This window comes from Clostridium sp. Marseille-QA1073 (assembly GCF_054863625.1).
Genome location: NZ_JBSVQM010000001.1, coordinates 107,092 through 119,704 on the forward strand (window position 1 = coordinate 107,092; position 12,613 = coordinate 119,704).

Annotated in this window: 11 protein-coding genes and 1 pseudogene; 9 read left to right on the forward strand and 3 right to left on the reverse strand. The window is 27.8% G+C overall.

Annotation, left to right across the window (positions count from 1 at the left end):
• Positions 1–362 precede the first annotated feature (362 nt).
• The 3 genes from ACY1IQ_RS00495 to ACY1IQ_RS00505 all read left to right on the forward strand — a co-directional run bounded on the left by ACY1IQ_RS00495 (position 363) and on the right by ACY1IQ_RS00505 (position 3,702).
• The gene (locus tag ACY1IQ_RS00495) at positions 363–1,640 is read left to right on the forward strand and encodes a DUF1963 domain-containing protein (protein WP_461612103.1); all 1,278 of its coding nucleotides are present in this window, start codon (positions 363–365) and stop codon (positions 1,638–1,640) included.
• Positions 1,641–1,879: 239 nt separating this feature from the next.
• Entirely contained in the window at positions 1,880–2,353 is a 474-nt protein-coding gene (locus ACY1IQ_RS00500) for a macro domain-containing protein (RefSeq protein WP_461612104.1), read from the forward strand.
• 68 nt (positions 2,354–2,421) lie between these two features.
• Entirely contained in the window at positions 2,422–3,702 is a 1,281-nt protein-coding gene (locus ACY1IQ_RS00505) for a hypothetical protein (protein ID WP_461612105.1), read from the forward strand.
• A 274-nt stretch (positions 3,703–3,976) separates the two neighbouring features.
• Here ACY1IQ_RS00505 and ACY1IQ_RS00510 read toward each other — a convergent pair.
• Together ACY1IQ_RS00510 and ACY1IQ_RS00515 are read right to left on the reverse strand one after the other, a co-directional pair.
• Positions 3,977–4,354, reverse strand: a pseudogene (locus tag ACY1IQ_RS00510) (helix-turn-helix domain-containing protein); the annotation flags it as partial.
• 178 nt (positions 4,355–4,532) lie between these two features.
• Entirely contained in the window at positions 4,533–5,051 is a 519-nt protein-coding gene (locus ACY1IQ_RS00515; RefSeq protein ID WP_461612106.1) for a VanZ family protein, read from the reverse strand.
• 311 nt (positions 5,052–5,362) lie between these two features.
• Between ACY1IQ_RS00515 and ACY1IQ_RS00520 the strand changes: the two genes are divergently transcribed.
• Both ACY1IQ_RS00520 and ACY1IQ_RS00525 read left to right on the forward strand, forming a co-directional pair.
• Positions 5,363–6,208 (forward strand): aldo/keto reductase, encoded by an 846-nt coding sequence (locus ACY1IQ_RS00520; RefSeq protein ID WP_461612107.1) that lies wholly within the window; start codon positions 5,363–5,365, stop codon positions 6,206–6,208.
• Between the two features lie 235 nt (positions 6,209–6,443).
• Positions 6,444–6,803, forward strand: a complete 360-nt coding sequence (locus tag ACY1IQ_RS00525) for a hypothetical protein (protein WP_461612108.1) — start codon at positions 6,444–6,446, stop codon at positions 6,801–6,803.
• A gap of 185 nt (positions 6,804–6,988) precedes the next feature.
• Here the strand turns inward: ACY1IQ_RS00525 and ACY1IQ_RS00530 are convergent, their stop codons facing one another.
• Positions 6,989–8,410 (reverse strand): DUF4317 domain-containing protein, encoded by a 1,422-nt coding sequence (locus tag ACY1IQ_RS00530; RefSeq protein ID WP_461612109.1) that lies wholly within the window; start codon positions 8,408–8,410, stop codon positions 6,989–6,991.
• A gap of 319 nt (positions 8,411–8,729) precedes the next feature.
• On the opposite strand from ACY1IQ_RS00530, the gene sigI reads away from it, so the two are divergent.
• The 4 genes from sigI (at position 8,730) to ACY1IQ_RS00550 (ending at position 12,607) form a co-directional block, all read left to right on the forward strand.
• Positions 8,730–9,422 carry an RNA polymerase sigma-I factor gene (gene sigI, locus ACY1IQ_RS00535; RefSeq protein ID WP_461612110.1) on the forward strand — a complete coding sequence of 231 codons (693 nt, stop codon included), beginning with the start codon at positions 8,730–8,732 and terminating at the stop codon, positions 9,420–9,422.
• 1 nt (position 9,423) lies between these two features.
• A complete protein-coding gene (locus ACY1IQ_RS00540; RefSeq protein WP_461612111.1) occupies positions 9,424–10,551 on the forward strand; it encodes an anti-sigma-I factor RsgI family protein in 1,128 nt (375 codons plus the stop codon).
• A 263-nt stretch (positions 10,552–10,814) separates the two neighbouring features.
• Complete coding sequence (locus ACY1IQ_RS00545; protein ID WP_461612112.1) at positions 10,815–11,084, forward strand: GNAT family N-acetyltransferase; 270 nt, start codon at positions 10,815–10,817, stop codon at positions 11,082–11,084.
• A 200-nt stretch (positions 11,085–11,284) separates the two neighbouring features.
• Positions 11,285–12,607 carry an FAD-dependent oxidoreductase gene (locus ACY1IQ_RS00550; RefSeq protein WP_461612113.1) on the forward strand — a complete coding sequence of 441 codons (1,323 nt, stop codon included), beginning with the start codon at positions 11,285–11,287 and terminating at the stop codon, positions 12,605–12,607.
• Positions 12,608–12,613: the final 6 nt, after the last annotated feature.

A 12,613-nucleotide genomic window follows, 5' to 3' on the forward strand; every position in this document is an offset into this window, starting at 1 on the left:
TCTTAATATATTATTCGTTAGAAGTATTATAAAACCAGCTTTAATGAAAAAGATAATAAGGTTTTTTAAGGTTAATATAGAAAGCCACTTCAATGTTTAGAATAAAATTGTAAACATTAAAGTGGTTTTTAATATAGTTAAAAAGATATTTTGTAATGGAAACTTTTTACATAATAAGGAATAATAGATTAATATTTCTTAAGACTTATGATATCATTGAAATATATGTAATTGCTTATAAAATAGAGTTAGAAATATAGATGTTAAAGATTATAAATTTTAGAAAAGCAAATAAAAATGAATAAATTCACATATAGAGATTTATTTAACTTAAGTTATAGCACAGAAAGAGAGGAAGAATTTTGAGTGAGCGAATACCTTGTATTAAAGAAGGTTGTAAGGCAACTATTTTGCAAACAACAATTGATAGAACCGGTGGTTATTGTATGCCATGCTATCAGAAAATAAAAAGAAAAGAGGAAGAAGAGTTTATCAAGAAAAATAGGAAAGATATCAACTTATATGATGGTATAACTGATCCTGTTGAAATCTTAAAAATAATGCATATACCTAAGAAATATAATCCATTAGAAAACTATGTGAAATATGAAAAAAGTATTGAAGAAATGTATACTTCTCTTTCTAAAGAAGATATAGAAAGAATGAAGGCTTATGTTATAAATCTAATTGAAGATGAAAATATAGAAATGGCTCAGGACATACTATTGGAAATTGTATGTTATACAAATACAGCAATTGAAGAATGTTTACGAGCATTATTAAAGGAGAATGAGTGTTATCCTGAAGTAATATTTAAAGATGCTCCAGTTGATGTTAGAGATTATTTGATAGAACAAGTTAATAAAGGCTCAGATACTTTAAGTTTAAATCATATGTTAAGAGCTTTACCTTGGATTGGTGATGAAAGAGTTGTACATTTATTTTATGAATGGAAGAAGAATACTCCTAAATGGAGAAATAAACTTTATATTCCACCAGAAGAATACTCTTTGGAAGCTGGATGGGAGTTAACAGAAGATGGAGAACGAAGAAATTTGTTTTATACAGATTGTTATGCCATTAAAAAGAAAAATTCTACTGAAGATGAACCTGTATTACTTTTACAGTCACAAGATAAAAAGTGTGAATGGTGTGGAGGAAATTTAGTAAATTTATTTAGTTTTGATTTAACAGATTCCTTATTTGAGTTTATGAATTTTAATGGTGTGAGATTGAATATAGCAACTTGCCATGTATGTAACTGCTATGGAACTATATATACTGATATTGATACTAATGGTGCTGTACATTGGAGTAAATTAAATATTAAACCGCAATATTTATGTGATGCAACTGATGAGGAAGCTATAACTCCTAAAGAGTTAATAGGCATGTCAAAGGTAAAGAGAAGCTGCTATCATGCAGCAAGTCAATTTTTAGAAACTACATTTTCACAAATTGGAGGGCATCCTACCTGGATACAAGATGCAGAATATCCTAAATGTCCAAAATGCTCAAAGCATATGAAGTTCATAGGGCAGGTTAATTGGGCTGATATTGTGGAATATGGCGAAGGTATGCACTATGCTTTTATCTGCGAAGAATGTAATATAGCTGCTACAAATTATCAACAGTCTTAGCAGTTATACAAATTAGAGGTGTTAGGATAGCAATAAGAAAAAGTAATATATTTTTATTGATATATTAACAGGATTACAAAAACTGTCTAGAGGTAGAGAAAATCCAGTTGCATTAGAATCAAATGCCATCCTAACAGAAGATATAGAAAAATTTATTTCAGGTGTAGGGTCTAAAAATATGAAGTAGGAACTTTGGTATTGGAAAACCTTATTTGATTAATAATTTGGAGGAAGGCAAAATGAAAAAAGAGATCATATATTTGAAAGGTGATGCTACTACTCCTAGCATACAAGGAAATAAAATAATTGCCCATATCTGTAATGATATTGGTGCATGGGGTAAAGGATTTGTACTAGCTGTTTCTAAGAGATGGAGTGAACCTGAAAAGGAATATAAAAAGTGGCATAAAGATGGTACTAATTTTGAACTTGGAGAAGTTCAATTTGTCCAAGTTTTTGAGGATATATATGTTGCTAATATGATAGGACAAAGAGGTATAAGAAGAGGTAAATCAGATCCACCTATTAGATATGAAGCTGTTGATAAATGCTTAGAAAAGGTTGGTGAAAAAGCATTAGAATTGAACGCTACTATTCATATGCCTAGGATCGGATGTGGATTAGCTGGTGGCAAGTGGGAAGAAATTGAAAAGTTAATAAATAAAAACATAAGTGCTAAGGGGATAGGTGTGTATGTTTATGATATAGAGTAAGTTTTATAATAAAGTGAGAAGAATTTTGCTTTATGAGGATATTAGCAGAAATATTAAAGAGGTTTTATATGTTTAAAAGATTTTTTAATAAAGAAAAAATTGAAGTAATACCTGTTAAGAAGATAATTGAAAGGACAAAAGAGGGGGATGGTAATGGAATAATCTTTTATGTGAAAAATGGAAAAGGTTTATTATGTCATAAATACGGTAATTATGAAGATAAAGCATTGTTAGCACTTGCTTATGATAATACTCCTTTAATTAAATTTCATTCAGATGAATATTTTTGTCCTACCTGTGAAAAACTTGTTTCAGCAGGATATGGCCTAAATATGGCTGACGATAATACTATTCGTGAAATGAGGAAATTATTTAATTCACCATTTGTATCATTGGAGCATTCTTTTAAGGACTTAAAGCCATTATTAGGATTGCTTCGGACAGGATATTATGTACTTATTGATGTTGAGTTATACCCATCAGATGGAAATGGGCAGTTTTTTTGGAAAGTTAATAATACTCCTTTATATAATAAAGCATCCTGTCCTATATATGGAGGTGATGGTTTATGGAGTGAGGTAATGACAAAGTATATTCTTCCTTCTCAGCCTCCTACAATGTTTAATAGAGATACAGCTGAATACTATAGGAAAAATAATAACTATAGAGCTATAGCATATTATCTTGAAGGGTATCTTTGTACACTCATTGATGGTCATCATAAAGCGGTTGCAGCTGCATTAGAATGTCGTCCAGTAAAAACATTAGTTATCATTCCGGCTAATTCTGGATGGTATAAAAGTAAACATCTCAGAGAGAAATTTGGTGGAATATCATTTAATGGTGTTAACTTATATGAAAATGAGATGATCACACCATTACAGCAAACAATAGAACTATTTAAATTAAACAGAATGTCTGACGAAGAGGCAAGAGTATATTTATCAAAAGTAAATACTAATTTTGATAAATATGAATGGGAGAAGGATATTTTAGAATCTGAAAAATATTATCCAGACGCTATGACAGTTGCAAGAATACATTGGGCTGGCGTAATTACTAATGAAAGATTAGACCAAATAGTTAATCATAAGGTTGCTATGACTGATACTGAAGCATTAAACTTAGTAACAGCACTATTTTCATTAGAACATCCAAGATTTAAGGAACTAGCATTTTATTTTTGTAACTATAACTGGTTTGTAAATATATGGTATGATATTTTTATATTATTAGCAAAAATCAAAGATGAGAATATAGAAAACTTTTTTATACAATATTTAATTGACACTGAGATAGAAAGGCCTAATTTAAATAAAATTATTGATGATTATCTAATGAGCAATTAACTAAGTATTTTAACTAATATCAATATGTATAACTTATTAGCGATTAAAATTCTTAATCAAAAATTAGAAAAGAATTAATTGGAATTTTAATATTAAACAAATATTAAAAATGGCATAGATAAGTGTTATGCAGGAAGAGGTATCTATAACTGCTGAAACAATTTTCTAATGCCAATAAATAACCATACTTGGTGAAGAAGTGTATCCCATCATCTCCACCAACAAAATCTCGGCATTATATGTGGAGGTTTTTTATAAGTTTTAGAATTTTATTTTAACCTTTTGTTTTCCTAAAAGCTAGTGGTGTTTTTCCATGAATCTTTTTAAACACTTTTACGAAGTTTCCACTATAATTATATCCAAGCATTTTAGATATTTCATCAATACTTAATTCTGTTGTAGTTAATAGATTTTCTGCCATTGTCATTTTAATGGAATTAGTATATTAGCTAATACACATATGATATTTTGCTAAAAAACCTGCTTTTAATTTTTGTTCATTTAGAAATACCATTTTACTTAAGCTTTTAATGGTAGGAGGATTGCAGACTTCCTTTGTTAAAATATCGTAGGCTTTCTGTATTGCATTGGCATATGAAGCAGTTAAAGTAATATATCTATTTTCCCCTATTTTAATATGACCATAATTTAATGACAAACTCCTTTCATTTGATATTTCTATGATTTTATCATAATTTTAGTTAGCTAATTATATTATTGCTTAAAATCAAAAACACCCTGCATTTCTGCAGAGTGCCGTAAATTCAATAATGATTCGTTACTGAGTTTTAATTTTCCTTCCGTCTTTAAAGGTAACAACTGAGTCTTGTTTAACCTAGAAATTTAATGCGAACCCCAATAATAAATACTAAAAATAAAACGAATAGTATAGTTAAAACAAAGAGCACTATACTTATTACTATCAGTACCTTATCTAAATTTTCTGGATTGAATACCTTTCTTAAACTTGTATAAATCAGTATGCCTAAGATTCCACCAAGAGTGTTAGTCAAGAGATCAGTTATATCCGTAGCGCCGACCGCTAAAATGAATTGACTTACTTCAATAAAAAGACTAAACAATAAAATATAGATGGCATTTTGAACGATTGAACTTTTTTTGTTCACTATTTCTATCAAAATACCTAAGGGAACAAAAATAATAATATTGTAAACAACTTCTTTGACGCCACCTGACGCTCCAAATGGTATCAAGTTAATATGTCGTAATTGTTCACCAGAAAATGCTCGATTAAGTACATCATTCAGCGAAACTGAAAATTTAAAAAGCAATATCCAAATCAAAACGATGAAGTAAAGGTATAAAAGAATTTTACCTGCTTTTTTCATGTGAACGCCTCCTTCGTATTCGAATGCTTTATTTATTATATCACGAGGTGTCAAGCCAATTTAACATTTTGGACAAGCGATAGATATGTAAATACCAATATGAATAAACTGAGTAAGGAAAAGTATTTTAACTATGGGAGTAAAGAGCTTCTTGGAGTAATTAGATTTGATTTCTGTGATGGAAGATTATCTTGATAAGAATGAAAAGCATGCTCTTAAATATGAAAATAAACTAAAATAAGGTATAAACAACAATAGCAAATAGTAGTAATAAATATATGAAAAATAGTTTATGGAAGGAGGGGAAATATATGAAATATGTAACGTTAAATAATGGGGTGAAAATGCCTGTTTTAGGATATGGTGTTTATCAAATTGAAGATCTGAAAGAATGTGAGAGATGTGTATTAGATGCAATTGAAGTAGGATACCGTTCAATTGATACCGCCCAGACATATGGTAATGAAGAAGCTGTGGGAAGAGCAATTAGGAAGTGCAACGTTCCAAGAGAAGAATTATTTATTACAACTAAAGTATGGATATCAAACGCTGGGTATGAAAAGGCGAAAACTTCTATAGAGGAATCACTTAAAAAACTTCAACTTAAATATTTGGATCTAGTATTAATACATGAACCTTTCAATGATTATTATGGCACATATAGAGCTATGGAGGAAATGTATAAGAGTGGTAAGATAAGAGCTATAGGAGTAAGTAATTTTTATCCAGATAGATTAATAGATCTTATTAAGTTTAATGAGGTAGTTCCAGCAATTAATCAGGTTGAAACACATCCATTTAATCAGCAAGTAAAGGCTAAAGAAATCATGGATAAATATGGGGTGCAAATTGAATCTTGGGCACCATTTGCAGAAGGAAGAAATAATATCTTTACAAATGAAACTCTAAAAAAAGTTGGAGATAAATATAACAAATCTACAGCTCAAGTTGCATTAAGATATTTAATTCAAAGAGGTGTTATTGTTATTCCTAAGTCTGTGCATAAAGAAAGAATGATTCAGAATTTTAATATATTTGATTTTAAATTAGATGAGGATGATATGAATAAGATTGTCAAATTAGACAAAGCAGAAAGTGCATTTTTCTCTCATTGTGATCCTAATGTTGTAGAAATTTTTGCTGGATTAGATGAATAATAAAAATATAAGAGTTGAATTTTATATACTATTAAAAAGAGTCATGAAATTGAATTGGTTAATTATTATATAAAGTAGTTAGTAATATAAATATGTATTACTAACTATTTTTATATATAAGGAACTTTCTCAAAAGAATGGAGATGATAATGATAAAATATAGTGTTGTTGTTAAAAATGATAAAAATTTTTGAATATAAGGGTAAAAATAGATATTATAATTGAAAAAATATCTATGTCAAAATTGCATGTTAAAGATAATATTTCATTAGTAATGTTTTATTGTTTAGATTTTATGAAAGATAATATATATTATATTGAAGATTATGATATTGTAGCAATATGTGAGTTTGATGAAGATGTTTTATATTTACAAGAAGTGCTTAGTAGAAAAGAAGTAAAGCTAGATAATATTATTAATGCAATGATGAATGAGAAAACCAAGAAAGTAGTTATGGGGTTTACTCCTAATAATATTATTGGCTATGATGAATTATTATTAAAAGAAGAGGATACTACACTCTTTGTAAGAAGTAAAAAAGAAAATCCACTTAAAATAAATAAATTAATGTTTCCAGTGTTATCACATACATAAATTGTTAAAATAAAAAACCTCACTTAGTATCGATACGAAGAGACGTATCACAAGTAAATTAGGTTAGAAGTTAGAATTAATTTATACGGAAAAGCTAAGAACATTATAATAAATGAGAAAGAGTAAAGAAAAATAGCAAACTTTATTTTTAAGATTTGCTACTTTTCTTTGTTAATTTATAAAACTTAAATCAAATCATCTAAGCCATTAACTGTAGTTTGTTCATTGTCATTAATAGGAATAACTATGCATTTTTGACCATCAATTATTTGAGATTTTATTTGAGGTATTTTTTCAGGTTTTACTTGAAGTATAACATCATAGTCATGAGTAAGGGTATTATCTGCTGAATTTATATCTGGATATTCTTCTAAATTATCTTCTAAGGCATCATTTAAATCATTTTTAAAAACATCATTTAAGGAATCATCTAAATCATTTGTTAAATCATCTTCTAAAGCGTCATCTAAAGTCACATTATCATCATCATTCTTTTTAGAAATCTCAGCTTCTTTATCCATAGATGCCTCTTTCTTTACTTCTTCAAGTTTATATTGTAGAATTTCTACTTGCTTTTTAAGCTGTTCTTCCTTTTTTCTTTGAGCATTTGCCTTAAGTATTTTTGAGTCAATTAAATTCTCCGCTAAAGGCAGATCCTCACCAAAGTTTTCTACATAAGACTTTTCAATTTTAGTAGTAGCTTCTTCAGAAACTCCGCTTTCTATTAAAAGATTTTGTATGTCTTTTTGTGTTAAAGTTATAGGTTCAGCATCTGCATCATCATATATTGAATTGTATTCATCTATCATAGTATTTAGGTTTTCTTGTATTTCCATAAAAGTTTTCTCAGCTTTTTTTTCATCAGTATCAATATAATCTTTAATAATTGTATGGAAGGTTTCTTTTTGTATATTGGCAGTTTGCTTTGAAAAGCAGCCTAAAGCTTTTTCCATTAATTCAGGATGTGGGTCTTTTGGATTTTTAGTGTAGTACATAACAGAGTTAACATCTGAACTACGATCAATAAAAGCAGGGAACACAAAACCGATGGTTGGAGCATTCACTACCCAATCTCTAATACGTGCTGTTATTTTCTTTTCTTCTTCAAAGTATCTAAGTCCAGGATCTGAAAGTGAAACAGGACATATTGCACATAAAATATACTCATATACTTCTTCAGATTCATCTATTTTAGCATTATCAGTAGTTTTAGTAATAACATCATAGGCATCGTGAAAAACTAGTATTAAAAAATTACCAGTATAATCATAGCTATCTATAATGGATTTATAGAAATCTTGAAGCAAAGCATCATCCTTTAATTGGCTTTTTTTAAGCTTAATAAGAGAAAGTTGTTTTTCATTTTCAAGATTTTCATTGAGCGGAAAGTTAAGTTCTAAAATATTATTACCAACAGTTCCAGATAAGACTTTTTTAGCAATTTCTAAGTATTTAAAGTACTCATCATCTTCTAAATTTAAAAAGGTTTCTCTAAAATTTAAAATAATATTTTTTTCACCATTAACATAGCAACCACACATTTTAGTGAAGGTACAATAATCTTTCTTTAAACGTTTTTTTAACTCAAGTATATCTTTTTTGTTCATATACAAACCCCTCAATCTAATCTTTTCTATTTGTAGTCATTAATTAACATATTATTAAGTATAGTATTTTTTTTATATTAATTAAAGATTTCATTAGATAAATTTAAAGCAGATGATATGCAAATAATAACCATTATATCTATTTTAATAAGTGGTTATAAAGAGAAAAAATATAATAAAGTTTGATATAGAGATACATTAGTATATATAAATAGGAGTAGATGTAAAATATCATGATGAACAGGAAAGTAAAATATATTTTTTTAAGTACCCTAGAAATGCTATTTAGGTATACGTATTATTTATAAGGAGGTGAGTTATGTTAGAAAATATTAATGAACAAGTTATGATAATTAAGAATGATAAAGAGCGGATAAATCTTTTCATTAATGACTATAAACAATTTATTATAGCTTATTGTAATAAATCCCTAAAGAGATATATTGATATAAAGAATGATGATGAATATAGTATAGCTATTATGGCTTTTTATGAATCTATAAAAAGTTATGATATAAGCAAAGGAAGTTTCTTTTCATATGCTCAGCGAGTTATAAAATTTAGATTGATAGATTATTATAGAAAAAATAAAACATTATTAAATGAGAAATCTATAGAAGAAGATAAAGAAAATAAGGACAAGTTTTTCTTAAACCAATCTATAGAAAATTATGAAAAACAGGACATTTTATATTTAAGAAAACTTGAAATAGAAAGCTTAATTGGTGAATTATCCCAATATAATATAACTTTTAAGGATTTAATAAAAGCTTCTCCTAAATGGAAGTCTACTAGAAAACAATATAATGAAATAATTAATTACATATTAAAAAATAGAGATATTATTGAGGAAATATGTTTAAATAATAAGATTCCAATAGCAAAAATTCAAAAAAATACTAATATACCCCGAAAAACAATAGAAAGATCACGAAAGTATATAATATCAGTACTGATAATACTTTTAGGTGATTACCAATATATAAGAGAATACATAAATTTGGAGGTTTGATATGAAAAGAGCCTTAGTGGTAGAGATAAATGATAAGCATATGATTGTTATTGATAATAAAGGTAGATTTAAAAAGGTTAAAAATAAAATGAATTTAAAAATTGGTGATGAATATGAAAGAAATGAGGGATTAATTATGAAAAAAGGTATAGTATTTGCAATGTCACTTATTTTATTGCTTGGAATAGGTGGCTTTGGATATTCTTATGCAGCTCCAAAAGATTATTTAACACTTGATATAAATCCTAGTATAAAACTAACAACTAATAGGTATAGCAAAGTAATAAAGATAGAAGCATTAAATTCTGGCGGAGAGAGTATAAGTAAAGAATTAAAAATAAAGAATAAAAATGTTAATGAAGCTATAAAATTATTAGTAGAATCTGCAGTGGACAATGGTTATATAGTTGATGATGAAAATGCAGTTATGCTTACTTCAACAAATGATGAACTATTAGACGAAGCAGAGATAGGCGCAGAAGAAGGCTTAGAGGAAGAAGAAATAAAAAATACTGAGATAATAAAAGAAAATGTTAATAAAGAAAGATTTGAAGCAGCTGAAAGATTAGGAATATCACCTGGAAAAGTAAATTTAATTCAGAAGCTTCAACAAGTAATGCCAGAAGCAACTTTAGATGAATATGCAAACTCTTCAGTTAAAGATATTGTGAAAAAGATAAAGGAGCAAAGGGTTAAAGAAAAAGAGGAAGATAAGAAAGAAAACGATAAAACAAAAACTAATGATGATGTAAAACAAACTACAAACTCTAATGGCAAAGGAAGTACTTATCAAGAGAACAAAAAGAATAATGAGAACTCTATAAATAAAAATAATAATTCAAATGCTAATAAAGAAAAAATAAATAATGGTGAAAAAATAAAAGAGAATATTAAAGATACAAATAATAGTGAAAAAATAAAAGATGATACTAAAGGAACAAATAATAGTGAAAAAATAAAGGAGAATATTAAAGATACAAATAGTAGTGAAAAAATAAAAGAGAGCACTAAAGAAACAAATAATGATAAATCTAATAACTCGAATAAAGGTAAATCTAATAAAGTAGAAGATAATAAAGAGAATAACAATAAGGCAGAAAATAATAACCTTTCAAAGAAGAACAATTAATATAAGGAGAATCTATATTTAAAGTGATTCTTATATCAAGGATATTAAAAAAGCCAGTTAAGTAGATAAAAGCTGATTCCTGTATTAAACAGTAGTCAGCTTTTTAAAATTCCATTAGTAATGGTAGTTGTTATTATATATAATTTTAATAACAGACTATAGTTTAGTTAAACTTGAACAAGTTTTATAATCAACCGGATCCATTTATATAACTAATAAAAGATTATTAATATGCATTATCTTAGCAGTTTCTGTGTCTAAACATGGATTGTCCAAGAGTGTATAATTCAAATAATTTTTTAATAGGGAAAATCTTCAATTATAAATCAATTGCATTTAATGAATTAAATGCCCATAAAGTTATAGGTATGTGTCATTGTGATAATCTAAAGTCAGCATCTGTAATGCAAAAATCAGGAATGTCAAAACAGGGTGTATTTAGAGAAGAATATAAATGTGGAGGTAAGTGGGTAGATCAATTTTATTTTAGCATTTTAGAGCGAGAATATTATAAAATTTATAAAGAAAGTTAGTTTTAAATTCATATACTATAAGTATTATGAGCGTGATGCGAAGCAATATTGTTATAAGAACTAAGGTAAGCTCAAGTTTCCCTTTACTAACATTATAAAGAAGTTGTTGAGTATATAATAAGAAATATGTTAAGAACAGTTCCTAAGTTATTACCATATATTATAACATTATATGGTTAATAAGGTTGGAGGAAATCAATATGATAGAGGGCTTAACAGGACTTGTTATAACTAAAGAAGATAAAAGTTATAATATTGTTCGTAGAACTGCAAATTTATATTTTAGTTATTACCCAATGGTAATTGTATATCCTAATAATATAACAGATGTAGTTAATGCAGTAAATTGGGGAAGAAAGCAAGGATTAAATATACGTTGTAGAAGTGGTGGTCATAACTATGAATCATTTTCTGTGGCAAATGATGCTGTTGTGATAGATGTTTCTAATTTGCTTGATTTTGAAATAGATACGAGCACAGGTTATGTAAGAATAGGGGCAGGATATAATCACGAGCAACTTTATACTAAGATAGATAAATATGGATTTGCATTTGTTGGAGGAAGTTGTGGATTTGTTGGCGTTTCAGGAATTACATTAGGAGGAGGAGTTGGCTATTTACAAAGGAAATATGGGCTAGTATGCGATAATTTAGTAGAAGCACAAATAGTAGATGCTTTTGGTAGGATAATAACTGCTAATTCATATCAAAATCAAGATTTATTTGCTGCATTAAGAGGAGCAGGTAGTAATAATTTTGGAGTAGTAGTGTCACTTACTTTTAAAGTATATCCGATTTCTAAAGTAACAGTAATGACTGCTGAATGGCCTAAAAAGAGTAGATATGAAGTAATTCAAGCATTTCAAAAGGTAGGGGAACATTTACATAATAGGTATACGATTAAGGTTTCTATGACTAAAGATATTATTGAACTATATGGGGTAGGATTAAGAAGTACGGAAAAAGAAATGGAACAAGCTTTAAGTGTTTTATTAAAAGTTCCTAATAAAATGAATTATACAACAAAACATATTGGTTTTAAGGAATTTGTACAGAAAAGTCCAGGTTTTGTGTCTACACCAAAAGGATTTAAGATTACAGGATTACTTGCATATAATCCATTAGGAAAAGAACCTTGTCAAATAATGTTTGACTATTTGGATAATTCGCCGCCTATACAACCACCTATAGACATTGGATTCCTTCTATTGGGAGGAAAGATTGCAGAAAATGAAGGTTTGCCTAGTGCTTTTCCTCATAGACATGCTAAGGTATTAATAGAAATTGATGCCGAATGGATTCTTAAGTATAGTATGTATGCTAATGATACAATTAGGTGGGTAAATAGTTTAAGAAATTCCTTACTTCCATATGCAGGCTTTGGGTATCTTAACTATTGTGATATTAATATACCTGATTATTTATATAGTTATTTTGGCAATAATGTATCCTGGTTAAAAACTGTAAAAGAAAAATATGATCCATATAACTTATTTTACTATCCGCAAGGAATAAATTTATAGATAGTG